This is a genomic window from Methylotenera sp. (genome assembly GCF_030653755.1).
In the GTDB taxonomy this organism is placed as follows: Bacteria; Pseudomonadota; Gammaproteobacteria; order Burkholderiales; family Methylophilaceae; genus Methylotenera.
In genome coordinates this window covers 14622-35525 of record NZ_JAURYU010000015.1, presented here as the reverse complement: position 1 = coordinate 35525, position 20904 = coordinate 14622, and the positions used below count along the sequence as shown (strand labels likewise).

Sequence of the window (20904 nt, the reverse complement as noted above, 5' to 3'; positions counted from 1 at the left end):
ATCGCATAAACAAACAATGAATATTTAAGAGGCTGCTAATCTATAACCGACACCTACTTCTGTAAGAATGTATCTAGGTGAAGCTGGATTTTCTTCCAAACGAGCGCGAAGCCTCCCCATATGTATCCGTAGGTAGTGCACTTCATCTACATACTCAAGCCCCCAAACTTCTGCTAATAACTGACGGTGTGTAAATGCTTTACCAGGTCTTTTAGCGAGTAACAATAAAAGCTTAAATTCGATGGGGGTGAGATGTAATTGTTGTGAGTTCAGGTAAACACTTGCGTTTGATAGATCAATTTCCAAACCGTCTACTTTGAAAATATCATCTCGTAAATACATCATTGAAACTCGCTTTAGAGACGTCCTAATCCGAGCGATAAGTTCATTAACGCCAAAAGGTTTTGCAAGATAATCATCAGCACCCGCGTTAAAGCAATCCACCTTCTCCTCTTCAGATTGGCGTGCGGATAAAACAATGATTGGTATATCAGAACTTAACCGTACATGTTGAATAAAGCTTAAGCCATCACCATCAGGAAGGTTTAGATCCAATAAAATAAGTTTAGGCTTTTGACGTTGAAATGAATGAATTGCATCACTAAGAAGAGAGGTAAGACTTGTTTTAAAGCCATGAGCATCCAAGCTAAATTGCAAAAACTCACTGATTTGCAAGTCATCTTCTATAATTAATATTAATTCTTTATCAAGCATGCGTTGTATCAATCACTGGTATGGCAAAACTCAATGTAACACGCGCGCCACAAGTGGCGCGGTTACTAATGATTAAATCTGCATGATGCGCATTGGCAATCGCTTGAACGATAGGCAAGCCTAATCCAAACCCTTTACTACGCGTTGACGAGAACTTCTTTATTTTAGTGATATTAAAATCATCACTAAACCCCTCACCATGATCCAAAATGCTGATATTAATACGATTGTCTATTTTACAAACCTCAATTTGGATAGCATCTTGAATATTTGAAGATAGATTTGATAATTTCGCATTATCGATAAGATTAATTAATGCCTGAATCAACAGATTAGCATTTGCATATATCAATAACTCTTGCTCATTGATAGTCACATTAAAGTTTAAATCATCACCACGATCTTTATATAACTTCAACACTATCCCAATAATTTCCTCTGGGGATTCTAGCGCCATTGGAATGGTGTTTGAAGTACTTGATTCAAGGCGTATTAATGAAAGTATATTTTCAGTAGTCGTTGCCAAATGCTGTGCCTGAGACGCAATCAGGGCTGTCAAGTGCGCGTTCTGACTTTCACTTAACTTGACGTTCTTTTGGCCTAAAGCTGTTGCTGCTCCTAAAATAGAAGTGAGTGGCGTCCTCATATCATGTGCTATTGACGCAAGCAATGCATTTTGAATAGCTTCCTCGTATGCAATAAGCTCTGCTTTTTTTGCCCGCTCTAAGCTCTTGAGTCGCTGATAAGCCATCGCAACCTGATCAACCGAATATTTAATGGTATTGAATGTATTTAAACTAGACTCTGCGCTAACATTGCTCACAATTAAAACAGGGTCTTTACTTGGCAATCTGTTAAATGGAATTACCCACCATTTAGAGGCCTCCCAATTACCAGTATAAGGACCAATTGGCTTACCATTGTCAGCCACCCACCTCATTGCATTAGGCTCAGGCAAATCAATCTCACCCGAATCTAAATGGATGACAAATTTACTTTCATCATCAAGACTTCCAATCAAAATTTTTGTTCCAAACTCAATACTTAAAAGATGGCAACTGTCTTGAAAAAGCGTATTCATATCATCTGCAATCGCCAAATGCTCTGCTAAACGCCTTGCAAAGTCTGCACGCTTATATGCAGTCATAGACTCGCCAGTTTGGAATTTAAGTTTTTTCACTAAAGAGGTAATCACAAGTGACACCAATAAAAAGCTAACCAAGCTGGCAATAGACTCAATGTGAGCAACTTGAAAAGTAAAACGCGGGGATGTGAAAAAATAATTAATCAGGAAAAAAGCTGCCAACCCTGTAAGGCATGCAGTAAGAAATGATTGAGAGTAAGCCACGGCAACCACAATTAGCAAATACAGCATTGCTATGCCAGTTAAACTCAATATACCCGAGAATTTTTGACCTAGCGCAGTGGTTAGCACCAACATAAATGCCACTAAAGTGGCTTGAATGATTTGTTTATTCAAACCTTCATCCCTAACTTCATTATATATGCCTGATATATGGCAGAAACATCTCCTTGGATTAGATACTAAAATCGAACAAATGTCATGTAATAGTCTCTGATTAAAAGTGATTAAACACATAAGATATTTTCTAATACTAGCTTGTTACCTTTACCTTAGGCGTAAATTTTTGACACCTCTACATCTAGCTAGGCTGGATTAATCCAGCCTAGCTAGACATCTGAAGCTTTAATTTCAAACACACTATAATCAACCGTATTTGAAATTACTTTTCTTCTGCAATTTTTTGGAGTAAATCGTCAATTTCTTTTTTACGCCCTTCATCAGACACTTCACGCCCCTCTCTAGGATGAGCCTGCAATGCTTTTTTCAATACAGCTTCAGCTTTTGAAGCATCACCAGTTTTATAAAGATAATCACCATAAAAGTAATTAGCATCAATGCCCTCAGGGTTTAGCTCCAGCCCTTTAGTAAGGTACTCTTTCGCTTTTTGATTATCTCCAAACGAAATTGGCCAAGACGGTACTTGGTAATACAAGGAGCCCAAACTGGTATAACTAGAACCGTTTAAAGCGGTCGGGTTAATGTTAATTGCCGCATCAAAACTCTTTTTTGCATTCTTCACTAAAGATAAAGCTGCTAATTGGCCGCTAATGCCGTTTCTTACACCAGCAAATGTTGCTTCAATAATCCCTTGCCAAACCAAAGGCTCAGCTTTATCGGGATATTGCGCAGTTACTTCTTTAGATTGTGCTAACAACGCCTCAAAACCTTTTTCCTGCTGGGAGCTTGGAGTTTGATATTTAAGTTTTTCCCAAGACTTTTGTAATTGAACAACATCTTCATTCATACCTGCAAATGTAACGTTAGAAAATAACAAACCTATCAACATCAAGCCAAATAGTTTTTTAGTCACAATACTCATCATTAATCCTTTAGTAATATACCAAGATAATAAATCAAATAACGTGCCAACTATTAGCGATACTTACGACAATAATTTAAGTATTAATTTACCAATAAAATCAATGCATTAAAAAAATAAACTATTCTAATATATAGATAAGCGCTAGTTTTGTTAATGAGTTATACGTATTTTGCAGAGTAAAGTGCGCAAATTTTGAGATAGAGCAGCGGACTCTTAATCCGTTTGTCTCATGCTAGAGGGTAGTTAAATCAAAATGCCTGCACATAAGCACAAGCCTTTGATTTAATTGGTAGGAGATGCGAGGATCGAACTCGCGACAAACGGATTAAGAGTCCGCTGCTCTACCAGCTGAGCTAATCTCCCAGAGCGTTTATTATAGCGGTTATTGGGGGTTTTGTGTTTTCCCAAAGCGCTTTAGCAATTATTGAATGGTGCAGTCTTCCACCCCTGTGTTGCCACCTTTAAACTCAGGCTCAAAATAGAACTTATGAAAGCTCCACTGGCCTTTTGCATTTTTCTTCATTTCGGCAATGCCTGTGCCGTAGTCTTTAGTGGTTTGGTCTTGTAATGCAAAGTGCATAGCAACATGATGACCATTTGCCGCAGCATGGCCTAAGTAGATGCCGTATTCAGGGACTTTTAGCTTAAAGTCATAACTGGCATAGCTTGCTTTGCTGTGTTCTGGTTTTAAGCGCATCGTGACTGTGCCTGTATATTTGCCCTCATGTGCATCATCGCCTACGCAGTTGTACACGCCACTAAAGTCTGGTGTGTTTAATGTTTCAGCTTGGCTACTAAAGCTAATAAAACTCAATAATATATAGGTGAAAAACTTCATATTTACGCCCGATGATTATGTAGAAGATGGCTGTGCTAAAAATCTGGATTGCATGGTTTCTAAGTTCAATTCATGCAATATATTCGTAATGCGCTCTGCTGCATTTTTACGAGGCTGACCAGTGTATTTGGCAATGATTAACTCATTTTTCATGGAGTGCTCCCACCCTACCAGCTCTGTCACTGTGACGCTGTAGCCTGCGGCTTCTAACTGCAAACAACGTAACACGTTGGTAATTTGGCTACCAAACTCGCGCGTATGTATGGGGTGGCGCCAGATTTCACTTAACGCTGTTTTACCAAAGCTTTCATTTTTATGTTGCCGTAATACTTCGGCTACTTCTGCCTGACAACATGGCACTAACACCATATATTTTGCCTGTTTTTTGAGTGCAAATTGAATCGCATCATCGGTTGCGGTGTTGCATGCATGTAAAGCGGTCACAATACCCACTTTTTCTGGAATCACGTTTGAGCTGATAGAGTCTTCTACCGTTAAATGTTCAAAGCGCATCCGTGCAAAATTAAGCTGTTGCGCGAGCTCTTTGGATTTAGCCACTAATTCTGCTCGCGTTTCAATGCCGATCACTTCGCCAGCCGCTAATTGCTTAAGTAGTAAGTCATACAGAATAAAACCAAGGTAAGACTTGCCCGCACCATGATCCACCAAAACAGGGTTAGGGTTATGCGCTAAAACATCGTTGAACAAAGGCTCAATAAAATTGACCAAGTGATAAACTTGCTTAAGTTTACGGCGACTATCTTGGTTAAGCTTGCCGTCGCGCGTGAGGATATGCAGCGCTTTAAGTAGCTCAATAGATTGGTTAGGTTTTATTTCTGGAATATTTTGCATACCGTTATTTTACAGGAATATGTGCCTTGAAAAGCGTTGGAAATGTTGTGAAAAAATCAAATAATGCAAAATTTGGTGTGCTCAATCACACCATACAAGCTTAAATAATCCACGGAAAATCTCAGATAAAAACTTGAATTGAAGCCGTCAATGCTAAAATAACGAAATTAGTTAATAGCACAATTTTTTTATCATCTAGGGATGATTTAACCAAAAGCTAGAGACACTACACTTTTGTTGCTAAATGATAGGCAGCAAAGTCAGCATTATTAAGGATATGAAATAGATGGCAATTCAATGGTACCCAGGTCACATGACCCAAGCGCGTAAAAAAGCCGAAGAGACCATGGAGTTTACCGACATGGTGATTGAGGTGTTAGATGCACGGGTACCCGCCGCTAGCCATAACCCGATGATTGATGAAATGCGTTTGTTTCGTCAACGCCCACAACTTAAGATTTTAAATAAGGCCGATTTAGCAGACCCTGCCGCGACACAAGCATGGTTAAATTATTTTAACGCGCAGCCTAATACTAAAGCGGTGGCACTTTCTTGTAAAAAAGCAGGCGATGCAAAAAAGATTCCGGCTATCTGCAAAAAAATCACACCTCACCGCGGTACCCATTTAAAACCATTGCGTATGTTGATTATGGGTATTCCTAACGTGGGGAAATCTACGCTAATGAATGCCCTGCTCAATCGCCGTGTGGCAAAAGTAGGTGATGAGCCTGCCGTGACTAAAAGCCAGCAACGTTTTGACTTAGACGACACCATGAGCATTACCGATACGCCAGGCATGATGTGGCCTAGAATCGCTTATGAGTCTGATGGCTACATGCTGGCCGCCAGCCATGCGATTGGTAGAAATGCGGTGATTGATGAAGATGTTGCTACATTTTTAGCCGACAACCTATTAAAGAGCTACCCTGCGCTAGTGAATGCACGTTATAAACTAGACGCAATGAAACTAGATGTAACACAAATGGATGGTGTTGATCTACTTGAGGCGATTGCAAAACGCAGGTCTTACAAACGCCATGATGGCCTGTGGGATATGGAAAAAACCGCAGTTGCCTTTTTAACTGATTATCGCAGTGGTGCCATTGGTCGCGTGAGTTTAGAAACGCCATCATCAAGAGCTGCAATGGTGTTAAGTACACAAACCAACCCAACCAATATCTCAGAACAAGCCTCAGATCAAGCCTCGGAAAAAGACGAAGCATCTGACTCAAATCAATAGTAATTTGTCATGTTAAATTCAATGAATACGCCTCAGCGTGAGGCGGTAAAATATTTGGACGGCCCGCTACTTGTTTTAGCAGGTGCTGGTAGCGGAAAAACCCGTGTGATTACCCAAAAAATCAGCTATCTGATTAACGAAGCGGGCTATGCGCCAAAAGAAATTGCCGCGATTACGTTTACCAACAAAGCCGCATTAGAAATGCAAGAGCGCGTTGGCAAGCTGATGCAAGGCACCAACATCAAAGGCCTTACCATTGCCACATTTCACTCGCTAGGGTTGCAGATGTTGCGCGCAGAGGCTGTATTGCTTGGCTATAAGCCACAGTTCTCAATTTTAGATTCGTCAGATAGCTTTAAAATTTTAGCGGATGTACTCGCCACCACTGATAAGCAGTTATTACGTAAAACGCAATGGCAGATTTCTAGCTGGAAAAACGCTTTTATTAACCCAGACCAAGCGAAAGCACAGGCTGACGAAGAGCTCACCCATGCCGCGGCCAAGGTTTACCAGATTTATCAGCAAACCTTAAAAGCGTATCAAGCCGTAGACTTCGATGATTTAATTAAGCTGCCTGTAGAGCTATTTGAACAACACGAAGAAGCGCTGAACAAATGGCAACGTAAGTTGCAATATCTATTGATTGATGAATACCAAGATACCAACGCCTGCCAATACAAACTGGTGAAAATGCTCACAGGCTTACGTGGACAATTTACCGCTGTGGGCGATGATGACCAAGCGATTTACGGCTGGCGCGGCGCGGATGTTGAAAATCTACGCCAACTCACCACAGACTTTAGTAAGCTTAAAGTGATTAAACTTGAGCAAAATTACCGCTCTACCGTACGTATCTTACGCGCTGCTAACCAAGTGATTGCAAATAACCCTAAGCTATTTGAAAAAAAACTCTGGAGCGAGCTTGGCACAGGTGAAATGATTCAAGTGACCGCAGCCATGAGCGAAGAGCATGAAGCTGAAAGCGTGGTCATGAAGCTGCAAGCCCATAAGTTTGAAAACCGCACTTACTATAAAGATTATGCGATTCTTTATCGCGGTAACCATCAAGCACGTATCTTTGAGCAGCATTTGCGTAATCAGAAAATCCCCTACACCGTATCAGGCGGGCAATCTTTCTTTGATAAAGCAGAAATTAAAGACCTCATCAGCTATTTAAGACTCATTGCCAACGAAGATGATGACCCTGCGTTTATCCGTGCAGCAACCACGCCTAAAAAGGGCATTGGCAATACCACGCTTGAACGCCTAGGTGAATATGCCAGCGCACATAAAATCTCATTATTTGCTGCCGCTTTTGAAGGCGGCTTTCAAAATGAGATTGGCAATAAACAGCTAGAAGATTTACTCAACTTTTGCCAGTACATCAACAAACTGCAAGACCGTGCCGTACGTGACCCTGCCAATGAAGTGCTAAATGATTTATTAGCGACCATACAATACGAAGCATTTTTATACGACTCTGAAGAACCACGCGCTGCTGAAGTTAAATGGTCTAACGTGCTCGACTTTACTGGCTGGCTCTCTAAAAAAGGTGAGCCAAGCACCGAGTATGGTAATGAAAAAGAAGGTAAAAACCTACTAGAACTCACGCAAATGGTGTCACTCATGAGCATGTTAGAAGGCCGTGAAAACGGTGAGCCTGATGCAGTGAAACTCTCCACGTTACACGCCTCTAAAGGCTTGGAATTTGGCCACGTATTTCTCATTGGTGTAGAGGAAGGGATTCTCCCTCACCGCGAATCGATTGATAACGACAAAATTGAAGAAGAGCGCCGCTTAATGTATGTTGGCATTACGCGTGCGCAAAAGTCACTGAATATTTCATGGTGTAAAAAACGCAAGCGCGCAGGTGAAATGGAAATGTGCGAACCTAGCCGCTTTATTGCTGAGATTCCTAAAGACGATGTACGTCACTTTGGTAACCCATTTAATAAAGACCCAGAAGCCAGTAAAGATTTTGGTAAATCAAAAATGGCAAACATTAGAGCCATGCTCAATAAACAATAGCATTTTGTATCTCATATACAAGCAGTTAAAATACATTAGTAATAATTTGAAAGTCACACATGCCATACATCACCCTCGATAACGCCAGCCTCGCCTTTGGTCACCACGCCCTGCTCGACCACGCTGCCTTTCAGCTAGACGCAGGAGAACGCGTAGGTTTAATTGGCCGCAACGGTGCAGGTAAATCAAGTTTATTAAAAGCCATTGCTGGCACCATTAAACTAGACGATGGCACAGTATGGCGCGCGCCTAATGCTCGAGTAGTGTATGTGCAACAAGAACCAGAACTGGTAGCCACCCACACCGTGTTTGAGGCAGTGGCAGAAGGATTAGGCAACTTACAACAAATCCTCGTTGATTATCATCAGGTGACCCATGATATGGGCATGCCAGATGCAGACATTGAAGCGCTCATGACCCATATGCAGGAACTACAGCATGATTTAGATGCACAAAATGGCTGGGCGGCACAATCGCGTGTTGAGGCTGTATTGAGCCGCTTAAACTTAGATGCAGATGCACTTATCAGCACACTTTCAGGTGGCTGGCGTAAACGTGTGGCTTTGGGTCGTGCGCTAGTAGCCGAACCAGAAGTCTTGCTGCTTGACGAGCCTACCAACCATTTAGATTTAAGCGCCATTGAATGGTTAGAGGATTTATTGCTAGGCTTTAATGGCAGCGTGCTATTTATTACCCATGACAGACGCTTTCTAGACAAACTAGCGACTCGCATCACTGAGCTAGACCGCGGCAAGCTCACAGACTTTATCGGTAACTTTACCGCTTACCAAATTAAAAAAGAAGAGCTTCTAGCCGTTGAAGAAACACACGCGGCTAAGTTTGACAAAATACTCGCACAAGAAGAGGTGTGGATTCGCCAAGGCATTAAAGCACGGCGCACACGTAATGAAGGCCGAGTACGTAGGCTTGAATCTCTTAGATTAGAGCGTGCCGCACGCCGCGAACGTCAAGGTAATGTAAAACTAAATGTGGATGTAGGCGAACGCAGTGGCAAACTGATTGCTGAGCTAGAAAACGTTAGCAAAGCCTATGGCGATAAAGTGTTGATTAAAGACTTCAGCACACGTATTTTACGTGGCGATAAAATTGGCTTGCTAGGCCCGAACGGTATTGGCAAAACCACCCTACTTAAACTAATACTGGCAGACATTGAGCCTGATAGTGGCAGTATTGAGCGTGGCAGCAAACAAAGTGTCGCGTATTTTGACCAAATGCGCGAACAGCTCAATGAAGAAGCCACATTAGCTGACACCATCAGCCCAGGCTCTGATTTTGTGCAAATTGGTGAAGAGCGTAAACACGTTATTAGTTATTTGGAAGACTTCTTATTTCCGCCACAACGCTCACGTTCACCTGTCAAATCACTTTCAGGTGGCGAACGTAACCGATTGTTATTAGCACGTTTGTTTGCGCGCCCTGCCAATATACTCGTACTAGATGAGCCAACTAACGACCTAGATATCGACACGCTAGAGCTACTGGAAAATCTATTACAAGACTTCAATGGCACACTATTTTTGGTCAGCCATGACCGTGCGTTCTTAGAAAACACCGTAACTCAAGTGATTGCCTTTGAAGGTAATGGCGTATTAACAGAGTTTGGTGGTGGTTATGATGATTGGCAGCGTTTTACTGCCAAACGTGAAGCCGATAAAGCTGCACTAGCTAAAGCACAATCGAGCAAACCAGTTGCAAAAGAAGTTGCGCCTAAAAACACTACTAATAAACTAAGCTTCAAAGAACAAAAAGAACTAGATGAAATGCCAGCATTGATTGAAAAACTGGAAGCAGAACAAACCAGCATCAATTTAACACTGGCTGATGCTAACATCTACGTGCAAGACCCTGACAAGGTTAAAACACTGCAAACACGTTTAACTGAAATTGATGCAGAGATTGAAGCTAAGATGTTACGCTGGGAAACGCTTGATAAACGCCTAGCTTAATGGCTAATTAAACTAGAAAGACCGTTAAATCTAAATAAAAAAACCAGCTAAAACTTAGCTGGTTTTTTTATTACGTGAAACAAAATTATTTGTTCATTACGTACATTGTCACTTCAAAGCCAAAACGCATTTCTGTCACTGCTGGTGTTGTCCACATAATAATTCTCCAAAGTATAACTTTTCTAGAACTGACGGCTGTCTTGTTCGTATGAGTTAATTATGCACCAACGCAGACTTTCAGCCCTATTGTTGTTCATGAACACTGGCTAAGTAAAATCATGAAGTGACTTGGATTAAGCGAGTTATGCTGCTAGTCGCACACAGTTTCTACCATCATCTTTAGCTGTATATAAAGCTCTATCAACTTTCTGGAGCATCGTATCTAAAGTTTCTGGAATATGTGGGCGATGCACACCGATACTTACGGTTAAGTGAAATACATCTCCGCCTGACTGCATCGTAATTGAGGCAACCTCTAAACGGATACGCTCAGCAATCGTCATAAGATCATCTTGCGAACAATCAGGCATAAGCATCAAAAACTCTTCCCCACCCCATCTCGCCACATAATCGTAGCCACGTTTTGAAGACTGCAATACCTTAGCCACTTCACAAAGTGCTAAATCGCCTGCCGCATGACCAAAAGTATCATTCACGCTTTTAAATAAGTCTAAATCAAGCAATAACAAGCCCATTGAACCGCCTTGACGCACCTGTCGAGAGAACTCCGTTTCAAATCGATCCATCATGCCACGACGGTTCAATAATCCTGTGAGTGGATCCATCTCTGATAAGTGATGTAACTCCTCCGTACGCTCGCGAACTTTCTGCTCTAGCTCATGATTAGTATCAATCACAAAGCGTGCCATATGCTCAAATGAGCGTGATAAATGCGCTATTTCGCCAGCACCAGTTAAAGGCGGATCAATTTCAAAGTCACCATTACCAATTTTGTTAGTTGAAGCGCGCAATGCTGATATAGGATTAAATATCCAACTATGCAACGCCCAACCTAATATTATTAACGCCAACAATAGTGCAAGACCAAACCACACGTGACCTTTTATAAGGTCATCATGCAAGTTCAAGCTCTGATCGCTCATCAAAGTTAGGTCATACCAGCCGATTTCGGGCAAAAACGCTACCCCCATCAAATATTGACTGCCTTTATAATCGACCTTAAGCGTTGTAACCTTAGATGGATTGTTTTCTAAAGCAAGCATCACTTGTCTTAATTGTTCAATATCGTCAGGATTCTTTAACAACTTATCTATCTTAATGCGCTGGCCGATATCTTTGGCAATAGTCATGTAATCAATTAGCTCAGGGTCGCTATTTAATTGAATCGCCATGCTTTTATCAATAAACAGATTTTCCACACCATGCTGAGCAATACTAACGGTTTCTTTGATCAAATCAGACAGGTCAATCCCAGTCCCAATAACGCCAAGGGTCTGATTGCCTTTTGTGATTAATACGTTAATCCATGCTTTAGTGACGTTAAGGTGAATATCCGGGTCCAAATTGACCTGATATTTACTACCACTGACCAAGGTGGCATAGAACCATCTATCTTTTGCCGCGGTTGGCGATAGAACATAACGCAATTGTTTAGATGCATATTGATTTTTAGCATCATTAAAATAATAATGACCACTTTTTGCAAAGGCTGCAAAATAGCTATGATCTCGAAAGTTGAAGCGATACTTCTCCATTGCGGCAATCCCGCGCTTCTGTATTTCTGGATTACTCTCATGTAGTGCCATTTCAATAATGGCAGGCTCTGCCGCCATCTGTCTGGCGAGGGCAATCTCACGAATAAGTGGCGCTAAAGTGCGGTACTTGTCAAACATCACCTGACGCTGGGCAAATTGCTCGCCCCATTGCTGGTTTAGTTTATTCATCAAACTGCCAGACAAAGTCCAAGTAATAAAAATAAAGCCAATGAAAATTAAGGTCATCAGCAATAAAAATCTTGTTCTAAGTGTCATATCACAACCATTCCAAATTGCTTCATCTATTACATAAAATCAATCTAAAGCTCAACACTTAACCCATGACTTGTGGTTAGCTTCACTAACAAACACCCTAAAGACTTTACTAAACTTCGCCCTAGCCATTAAATAGCCATCATCGTTACCGTAAGCTTAAAGTGCCGATTTATGCTTCCAAAGATCTAAATACATGTCTGATTGATTAAGTAAATCTTGATTCATTTCTTCATCATTAGGCAATAATGATAGATCAATTTCTTTAGAAAAAGCGGTATAGCCTAACCCTAGTTTTCCGCCTTGCACTTTAAAACCGATAAAATCCAGAATGGTAGGAAACATATCAAAAGGCAAAATATGGTTACGATTCCTCTCAAAATGGCTATTTGAGACAAATTGATTAAAAATAAGACGCTCTTTTACACGGTCTAACTTTTTACTCACCGGGTTTTCCATCGCTAAATGATCACCAAGAATGACCACTTGAGTGTCTTTTAGATAACCACTTTTCTTGATGAATTTAACAAAATTTGCAACCTGATTAGATGTGCACTCTACGATGCTTTCAAAAGTCTTAACGCCTAATGACTTACAATATTTAGAAAAGTGTCCGTCTGGGCCGTGCGTGTCTATTGTGGTCATCGTTAAGTTAAATGGTTGTTTTTTATGATGTAGCTCTATTAACTTGGCTTTGGCTGCCGCGAACAGTTGGTCATCGTACAAACCCCAGTAATTTAACTCAGCATCAGTCAAGTTACCTTTCAACTCATCGCGACCATAAATTTCGTCATAATGATGGTCTTTAAAGAACATACCTTTACCTGCAAAGCCAAGTGCATCACCGCCCATATACACATTGTGATAACCAGCTTCGTGCAAAATATCACCTAGGCAAACTGCATTAGGCAGAAAAGACTTCATTTTCTCCCCTTGATCATTACCGTCATACAAACTGACGCTTTTTAGTGGCACTGCGCATTGCGTTGCTGTAATGCCAGCAATTGTCCACCATGTGCCTGGTGCTTTTTTATAATGCGTAAAACTTAATCCTTTTAAATGATCTAGACTACTTAATAAATTTTTACCAAATAGTTTAGGTTCTTTATAAGCGTTTTCTAAACTCTCTACATAGATCAACACTAAATTTTTAGGTTGTACAGCCTCTATTTTTACAGTTGTTGGGTTAAGGTAGTGCGCTGCGAAATAATCTTTACCAAATAGATTATGCACAAAAATGGTGACTGAGAACTGAATCCCAAAATATATCGCAGCGGCAGTCAGTGCATACAAAGGTGCTCTATGGCCAATAAACCAATAAAATACTTTTATAAAATGAATATTGGCTAGTCGGGCTGGTTTAGTTAACCAGTGCGTAGACCCATGCGTTAAAAACAGGGCGATTGAGTACTCAATCAATACCAACAGTAGCGCCCCTAATATAGGTAAAGCAATACACCAAGCGATAAAGCTTTTAATGACAGCGGCATCCGTATCAATCAGGCCTCCCATACCAAATTGCGCATGGTAGAGCAATTGCTCCAGCGAGGGTTCACCAAAGTTATCGGCAATCCAATATGCAATCGCTGCCAGAAAAAATGCACATAGGTAGATTAAAAAACGAACTACTCCACGTATGAAATGACGATGATGCGAATTTGACCAATACGGATTATGTGTATCGGCAGATATTAAGTCACCCTTACCCATTTTCTTTTTTACTGATCATTTGGCAAGCAACAGCACTTATATAAGGTAAGGATTGCAAACTCAACATCGCCACCCATATTTGCGCATCAAGATTACTGATACCACGGGTAGCTAGCATGGCAATGCTACACAACGTTAATGCGCACAGTAAAAACAGCTCTTCTTGAATCGGGCCAATCCAATCATACCAATTGGTTTTATTAAGCCCTTTGCCTTTTGCTGTGACTTTAAACACACCATCTTTTTTGATTAGCCCACTGAGGATACCTTTTGCAATCGCATGCGAAAGACCGAGACTTGCAACCGATGCGCCAAAAATATCAATCCATTTACAATTCATCGTTTTCAAATACAGCATCGGACCCATAATTGCTTTAATTACCAAGAAGCAAATAATCGTCGTAATCATAATAGAGACTGGCAAGCTTGCATCTTTTGGGAACAAGAGCATTGCAACTGACCACCCAATTGAACCTATCGTAAAACCTAGTTGCAATGCCTCACCCAGCCAGCCAAACCAGCCAGTTAAAAAATGGTATCGCTGTCCGAACGTTAATGTTGAATTACCCAGTAGCTTAGGTATGTGGCGCTTAAGAATCTGCATTGCACCAAACGCCCAACGGAAACGTTGCGACTTAAGTGCTTTAAAATCAGCGGGGGTTAAACCTCGTCCAAAAGTATCATCGATATACCGTAGCTCATAGCCATCTTCTAGCAAACGTAACCCTAGCTCGGTATCCTCACAAATACACCACTCAGACCACTTTCCGCTCTCCATGAGCGCCTGATATCGAACCAATGTCATGGTGCCATGTTGAATCAATGCATTACGCTCATGGCGATGGTGCATGCCGATACGGAAGAACCCTTCAAACTCCCAGTTGCCCATACTACGGAAGAAACTATGCTCCCAATCTCTATGTGCCTGAGGTGCTTGTACTACCGCCACGTTCTGCTCTAAGAAATGCGGCACTAAATCAGAAAGCCAATCTGGTGTGACTTCATAATCGGCATCGACCACGCCCACCACCTGTGCATTAGGGTTTGTTTGGTCTAATGCAAAATTTAAAGCACCAGCTTTGAAGCCAGGCCATTGTGGTAAATGAAAGAATTTAAAATTCTCTGGCATTTTTGCCATATAAGCTTCTAACGGCTTCCATTTAGCTTCATCTTTGGTGTTGTTATCAACAACAATCACCTCAAAATTGGTGTAGTTAAGCTTAGCCAAGCTTTCAATGGTAGTAATCACCATTTCGGGCGGCTCGTTATAACAGGCTAAATGCACAGAAACAAACAACTCTTGTTCAGCTGGCAGAGGCTTAGCTCGCTTAAATGCGCGATTCCAGCCTTTCTTAAACATCACTTCACTAAACTCAACTGCGTAAATCATTAATACTGCAGAGGTTAACCCCATCCCCATCAGCAATAATACTAATACGATAAAATCTTTCATCGTATAGTAATAATCCCCAGGCAAATTCCATGCAACGACCAAGGTCGTGATACAAGCCTGAAGCAATACTGCCATTGAACTCCGAGCACCTAAGCCCCAATGCCTAAATCGATAAGCAATAAAGAATATTGGCAAAAGCCCTAACAAGCTAGCCCATAGCGCCTTCGCTTTCCAGCGTTCATCTTTAGGTACCGCGCCTTGCAGTGAGTACTTTTCATTACGCTCAGCATTAAACATTCCCCAATAAGCCCCTGCCCAACCTTCAAGTTCCTTTTTCCAAGGTTGGTCAAATGCTTCCATCAGATAATAGTCATAATTCTTATGCGCAGTTTTAGCTAAGAACTCTCTCACAAAAAGTGCTTGATTCACAGCTGAAGCAACCGCAGCCCCTAAAGTTGGTCCATTACTAGGCCAACCAATTTCAGTAATGACGATTTTTTTTCTAGGATAAGCATTCATTAATTCTTGATATCGCTGAAGTGAGTAATCTACTGCAGCTTCTACAGGAACACCTTCATGATAAGGAAGTAAATGCACCGCAATAAAGTCAACATGCTTCACAAGCTCTGGATTTTTTAACCACACATGCCAAGGCTCTGCCGTTGATAGGGGCAGTTTTGTTGTTTTACGAACATCCTCTATATAAGCAATCAACGCTTCGGCGGTCAGGTCACTTCTTAGTAAGACTTCGTTACCCACAATTGCACGCTCAATGCTTGGGTAATATTTAATTTTTGCTTTTAGCGCATCCACTTCACGATGATTAGCAACAGCATCGCTGCCAATCCATGCGCCCGCAGTCACATAAAACCCTAAATTTGATGCAAGTGCCGTCACTTCACTGTTTTCAAGTGCACCATAAATACGAATACGCTTAGTTAACGGCTTAAGCAATTGCAAATCTTTTTCCAACTCAGCGGTACTTGGATAGTCTTTTTTAAGCGGGCTTTGATCTTTTTGAAAACCGCTAAAAGCAAAACCGTTCACAATATCTGGTGCATTGATTAATGGCAGAGCGCGATTAGAAATATGCCAGATGCCGAAGTGAATTAAAGCCACTAACACTGCAAAAACAAATGGGTTCAAATAGCGTTTAATTTGATTAATCATAAAGTTAATGTGAAAGTTTTTATCTTAAAGTGATGAATGAGTTGAAGTTTGATGCTTAGGCCATAAAGCGACCACAAATAAGCCACAAAGCACCAACCAATAATAAGCGGTGATATTGTGAGCTTCTAAATAAATACTGCACAAAGTTGTAACCACTAGTGCTACGCACAACACATGGGCTAGCACGCGTTGTGGCTTAATGTCTAGCCCTAGAAAAATAGAAGCAAATGATAACTGAAGTACAGGCAATGCAAACAAACTAATAGGGAAATCTCGGTACCTACCATCAACGATTAACAAAACCGTCGCACTAATTGCTGCACATACCAATATCAAAGCACAGGTTTTTAATATGAGCAAATAGCGCTTATTAGTTTGGCATACCCATAACACCAAACCAATCACCATTACCCAGCCAGCTAAGGCTAAACCACCTAAAGTTGTCCATTCTAAGATGTTTCGACAAGCACTGAGTAAATACTGGGTTTGCAGCCAAACGGATATCCCAAACACTGTACCTGCAGCAGACAAACCTAGCGTTACATACCCTAGACCTAGTTGAAAGTAAAATACCAACCCTAAAAACAAAGCAAAGCCTAGCAAGCCTGCTAGCACGATCATGCCAACATCATTTCGTGGCTGAATATCACCAGCAAATGCAAACTTAGGTGTTAACGCTGTGTCATAGATACCCCAATATCCACCTACAGTGCCTTCAAGGTCACGCTTCCATGGTTGGTCAATCGCCTCAATCAAGTTGTACTGCCAACCGTTATCATGTGCAAGTTGTAAAAAACCACGTAGATAAGTTGCTTGGTTAATCAAACTTGGCTCAGAGACCTGCCGCTGCCTACCAATAGATGGCCAGCCTGTTTCACCAATTAAAATTGGTTTTTGAAACGTCTCTTTAAGCAGGCTCATCACATTCAACACATGCTGATTTGCCTGACTAATTGGCTGTGGGTCATCTTCCCAATATGGAAGAACATGCACAGTGACAAAATCTACATTAGACTCAAGTTTAGGATGCTTACGCCAAAACTCCCAAACATCGGCATAAGTCACAGGCACTTCTGTCAACTGTTGCGCTTTTAACAAATATCCCTGCATCGCAGCCTCTGATTGCTCACCACGTAATAAAACCTCATTACCCACGATTAACGCTTTGACAGTCTTCGGATATTTGTTTGCAATACTAATCGCTAAATCAAGCTCTTTATCATTATTTACCCCTACCCAACCGATCCAAGCCCCTAAGTAAACCTGCATCCCTAACTTAGAGGCCGCCTCTGGCACATAGCCAAGCCCCTGAGAAACAGAATAAACACGCACACAATTAAATTGTTTTGAAAGCACAGCAAGATCATGGTCAATCTGTGCTGGCTCTATAAAGCTGTTCTGGTTAAGCGGTGTTTGCCCAGGATGATAGTAAGGAGAGTAAGAAACGCATTGTAATTTGCCATCAGCCGATAGTTGTGGCTGTATTACGCTAACTGGTTTAGTTTCCTGCCAAAGCCAGATGATTAAACCTATTAATAAAACAATATTGAATAGACTAAAACGCCAGTTTAGTTTTGTAGACAATGCCTTAACTTGGGAAATTTGCATAAATTCAGACATAGATTCAGATGTAATAGGTTTAATAATCGACGATAAGTTGATTCAGGCGCTCATCATAATGCAAGCATCGAAACAAAACAAAATATTAAGGTATAAAAATATAAAAACTTAGCTTCATACATTAGGAGCCTCAAGTTACAATACTCTTTTTTGAAACACCTTAATATATCCATCATGAAACGTACGATTATCGCTTCTTTACTACTTACGGTTAGTTCTGTTCAAATTGCAGAGGCAAAATCAAACTTTGTTGGTGCAAATTACAGTGGCACCTACATATGCAAAGGCAACAACAACAAAGTAGGCAACTACCAAGTACAAGCAATACTCACGCTAAATCGCGCTGCTAGCAGAGGCAGCATCGGCATTTATGATTTTCATGTAGAAACCGAAAACTCTTTTGCCTATAAAGGCAAAGCTGTCGCCAATTTAAACAAAGTAGCTTTTACATTAAGCATGACAGAGCTTAGTTCATCAGAATTTAGTACAGGCGTTGCAACTATACTAAAAAATAAAGCTGGGAAATTCGCCTACACCAACCACTATTATGAAATTGATTCAAACGTTGGTACTTATGGTAAAGAATACTGCGTTATACAAACTAGCACGAAATCAAACAAATCCGACAAACCAGCAGCCACGATGTAATATCGTTAACTTTTCTAACGAAAATAGACATCAACCTGCAACTGAATTTACCATTCATTTGCCCTAACAAATACAACTAAGCTTAGGGCTCGCGTACGATTTTAATTTCACTAAAAATAGCATTAAAAGACTCGCTATTCAGTACGCTAAACTCATTAAGTCTGGCTGAGTAAATAGGATCTTTTGTTTGTTTGGCTAACACTTCTTTACCTGATAATTTCTCATCTAGCACTTGGTCATTGATGACTTTATTTGATAGCACTTCGACGGCAGGATGACACATCAGTACCGATGTGCCAACGCTCTGTTTGGCCTGAGCTACCCATTCGATTAAACGTATTTGATAATCTTGCATATTTCCACTAAAGTTATAAACACCCAAAAGTGAAGTACTGCATATAAAACCCATACGCTTAGCGTCTCGTGCTAGTGCATTTGCACCAAGCATTTTAATAATAAAGCCTTTAATACCACTTGCAGCATTTGGCCTAGCAACTCTTATCCATGGCAAATGCTTATCGTAACGCCGCTTTAATACAGATAATAATATCTGACGAATCTGTGGAAGTTGATGCACATGCTGATGTCCATCCACATAATCAGGCTTAGTGCCAAGCTCAACTTCAAATTGGTTCAGTTGATGCTCAATACTTTGTTGAATGGCTAACTTTGGCAAACAACGTAACAAGCTGAGCAACGTCAATACAAAATGTGGATAGCGATACCCGAACTGAGTAAAGTCAAGATGTAGTCCAATATGCGCTTTTTGCCGAATCTCGGCAGTTAATAATTTTGCAGATGACGCCCAATACGGGCTATTCACCATGCAAGACGTCGCGCTAAGCCTATTGTTTTCTATTAGTCGAACAATAGCTGCATCAATCTCAGGGCTTTGGGCAAAATCATCCGCACAAATGATAAGTTTCATTACCTCATCCCCTTAAATGCCCAGTATCGACTCAAGAAATAAGTTGAGACCGCAACAATCACCATCACGACACCAAGCACCAACCAAAATGGAATACTTGTAAAATAAATGGCATTACTCACCAACAATTGATTGGCTAAAAAACCAGCTAAAGCCACAATAAAGAAGCGTGGAAATGCATGCTTATTAGACGAATCCTGTCCAGAAAAGCTTAATTTACGATGCCCAAAATAGCTCACTGGAAAAGCAAAAACAAAGCCTGCAGTATTTGCGTAAATTGGATTTAGCACATGCGTTAACTCTAAGCTGACCGCAACCACATAATGCACACCAGCGGCTAGTGCGCCTATTACAACAAACCAAGAAACTGAATGTCGATGCTTGGGTGTCATTGCTGATGCAGCATAACTTGTGGCTTGAGTACTTTTTGCTTAACTACTTCAGTGGGCTTAAGTACCTCCGCCACAATATAAGGTGGGCGCCCTTTCACCTCGTCATAAATTCGAGACAGATACTCACCTAAGATACCAATAAACAGTAATTGCACGCCAGCAAAAAACATCATGCTAGCGATAATAGTTGGCCAGCCTGGGACTGATTCATTAAAAAACATATGATCAATCACCACATACATACCATAGCTAAAAGACAGCAACGCCAGCAAAGCACCTACTGCACTAGCTAGGCGCAAGGGCATGACTGAGAAACTAGTCACACCCGTCCAAGCCAGCTGAATTAACTTTAACTTTGAGAACGCACTCTCACCATGAGAGCGTGGTAATGGCGTGAATGGTATACCAATCGAATGATAGCCAACCCATGCATAAATACCCTTCATGAAACGGTTACGCTCTGGCAGTGAAAGCAATGCATTCACCACTTGTCTATCCATCAAACGGAAATCCCCAGCATCTCGTGGAATATGAATCTGTCCACCCAAGCTAATCGCTCGATAAAAAATACGTGAACCCCAGCGCTTGAATCTTGACTCTACGGCACGGTCTTGTCGATATGCATAGACCATATCATAACCTTGACGCCATTTCTCCAACATTTGTGCCAATAAGTCAGATGAGTGCTGACCATCGGCATCCATACAAATCACCACATTACCAGTTGCATACTCCAACCCAGCGGTAATTGCATACTCCTTACCAAAGTTACGTGAAAAACGCACCAATGTCGTTTGCAAGCTTTCAGGCAGATTGCGCACGACATTAGCAGTTTGATCATGACTACCATCATCAATCACAACGATTTCCCAGGTTGAACTTAACTGCTTGAGTCGCTCGGCTATAGTATGAATGGTGCTAATAATCGCAGCTTCTTCATTAAAGGCGGGTACTATCACACTAATCTGTGCTTCAGTATCTAACCTTGGAAAAATGTTTTTATTCATA

17 protein-coding genes and 1 tRNA gene are annotated in these 20904 nt (G+C 41.1%); 4 read left to right on the top strand and 14 right to left on the bottom strand.

Going from position 1 to position 20904, the window contains the following annotated elements:
* Positions 1-24: 24 nt before the first annotated feature.
* From Q7U33_RS03150 to Q7U33_RS03125, 6 genes are all read right to left on the bottom strand, one after another.
* Positions 25-714, bottom strand: a complete 690-nt coding sequence (locus Q7U33_RS03150; RefSeq protein ID WP_304858130.1) for a response regulator — start codon at positions 712-714, stop codon at positions 25-27.
* Positions 707-2194 (bottom strand): DUF4118 domain-containing protein, encoded by a 1488-nt coding sequence (locus Q7U33_RS03145; RefSeq protein WP_304858129.1) that lies wholly within the window; start codon positions 2192-2194, stop codon positions 707-709. Before Q7U33_RS03145 ends, Q7U33_RS03150 begins: the two co-directional genes overlap by 8 nt.
* Before the next feature lie 265 nt (positions 2195-2459).
* Complete coding sequence (locus tag Q7U33_RS03140; protein ID WP_304858128.1) at positions 2460-3122, bottom strand: tetratricopeptide repeat protein; 663 nt, start codon at positions 3120-3122, stop codon at positions 2460-2462.
* Positions 3123-3409: 287 nt separating this feature from the next.
* Positions 3410-3485 (bottom strand) — tRNA-Lys (locus Q7U33_RS03135).
* A 58-nt stretch (positions 3486-3543) separates the two neighbouring features.
* Positions 3544-3960, bottom strand: a complete 417-nt coding sequence (locus Q7U33_RS03130; protein ID WP_304858127.1) for a hypothetical protein — start codon at positions 3958-3960, stop codon at positions 3544-3546.
* A gap of 15 nt (positions 3961-3975) precedes the next feature.
* Complete coding sequence (locus tag Q7U33_RS03125; RefSeq protein WP_304858126.1) at positions 3976-4812, bottom strand: SAM-dependent methyltransferase; 837 nt, start codon at positions 4810-4812, stop codon at positions 3976-3978.
* 286 nt (positions 4813-5098) lie between these two features.
* On the opposite strand from Q7U33_RS03125, the gene ylqF reads away from it, so the two are divergent.
* The 3 genes from ylqF to Q7U33_RS03110 are packed head-to-tail and all read left to right on the top strand — an operon-like array spanning position 5099 to position 10047.
* Positions 5099-6052: a ribosome biogenesis GTPase YlqF gene (gene ylqF / locus Q7U33_RS03120; RefSeq protein WP_304858125.1), complete on the top strand. Its 954-nt coding sequence runs from the start codon at positions 5099-5101 to the stop codon at positions 6050-6052.
* Positions 6053-6061: 9 nt separating this feature from the next.
* Positions 6062-8080: a UvrD-helicase domain-containing protein gene (locus Q7U33_RS03115; protein WP_304858124.1), complete on the top strand. Its 2019-nt coding sequence runs from the start codon at positions 6062-6064 to the stop codon at positions 8078-8080.
* A gap of 59 nt (positions 8081-8139) precedes the next feature.
* Complete coding sequence (locus Q7U33_RS03110) at positions 8140-10047, top strand: ATP-binding cassette domain-containing protein (protein WP_304858123.1); 1908 nt, start codon at positions 8140-8142, stop codon at positions 10045-10047.
* Between the two features lie 85 nt (positions 10048-10132).
* Here Q7U33_RS03110 and pqqA read toward each other — a convergent pair whose 3' ends face one another.
* The 5 genes from pqqA to Q7U33_RS03085 all read right to left on the bottom strand — a co-directional run bounded on the left by pqqA (position 10133) and on the right by Q7U33_RS03085 (position 17916).
* Positions 10133-10204, bottom strand: a complete 72-nt coding sequence (pqqA, locus tag Q7U33_RS03105) for a pyrroloquinoline quinone precursor peptide PqqA (protein ID WP_304858169.1) — start codon at positions 10202-10204, stop codon at positions 10133-10135.
* Positions 10205-10349: 145 nt separating this feature from the next.
* Entirely contained in the window at positions 10350-12038 is a 1689-nt protein-coding gene (locus Q7U33_RS03100; RefSeq protein ID WP_304858122.1) for a diguanylate cyclase, read from the bottom strand.
* Between the two features lie 156 nt (positions 12039-12194).
* The gene (locus Q7U33_RS03095) at positions 12195-13745 is read right to left on the bottom strand and encodes a sulfatase-like hydrolase/transferase (RefSeq protein WP_304858121.1); all 1551 of its coding nucleotides are present in this window, start codon (positions 13743-13745) and stop codon (positions 12195-12197) included.
* On the bottom strand, positions 13738-16308 hold the full coding sequence (locus Q7U33_RS03090) for a glycosyltransferase (RefSeq protein ID WP_304858120.1): 2571 nt from the start codon (positions 16306-16308) through the stop codon (positions 13738-13740). The genes Q7U33_RS03095 and Q7U33_RS03090 overlap by 8 nt, the downstream gene beginning before the upstream one ends.
* A gap of 24 nt (positions 16309-16332) precedes the next feature.
* The gene (locus Q7U33_RS03085) at positions 16333-17916 is read right to left on the bottom strand and encodes a beta (1-6) glucan synthase (RefSeq protein WP_304858119.1); all 1584 of its coding nucleotides are present in this window, start codon (positions 17914-17916) and stop codon (positions 16333-16335) included.
* Between the two features lie 186 nt (positions 17917-18102).
* On the opposite strand from Q7U33_RS03085, the gene Q7U33_RS03080 reads away from it, so the two are divergent.
* A complete protein-coding gene (locus tag Q7U33_RS03080; RefSeq protein ID WP_304858118.1) occupies positions 18103-18576 on the top strand; it encodes a hypothetical protein in 474 nt (157 codons plus the stop codon).
* A gap of 82 nt (positions 18577-18658) precedes the next feature.
* Here Q7U33_RS03080 and Q7U33_RS03075 read toward each other — a convergent pair whose 3' ends face one another.
* The 3 genes from Q7U33_RS03075 to Q7U33_RS03065 are packed head-to-tail and all read right to left on the bottom strand — an operon-like array spanning position 18659 to position 20903.
* Positions 18659-19504, bottom strand: coding sequence for a ChbG/HpnK family deacetylase (locus Q7U33_RS03075; protein ID WP_304858117.1), 846 nt, complete (start codon positions 19502-19504; stop codon positions 18659-18661).
* Entirely contained in the window at positions 19504-19896 is a 393-nt protein-coding gene (locus Q7U33_RS03070; protein WP_304858116.1) for a GtrA family protein, read from the bottom strand. The genes Q7U33_RS03075 and Q7U33_RS03070 overlap by 1 nt, the downstream gene beginning before the upstream one ends.
* Complete coding sequence (locus Q7U33_RS03065; protein ID WP_304858115.1) at positions 19893-20903, bottom strand: glycosyltransferase family 2 protein; 1011 nt, start codon at positions 20901-20903, stop codon at positions 19893-19895. The genes Q7U33_RS03070 and Q7U33_RS03065 overlap by 4 nt, the downstream gene beginning before the upstream one ends.
* Position 20904 lies beyond the last annotated feature (1 nt).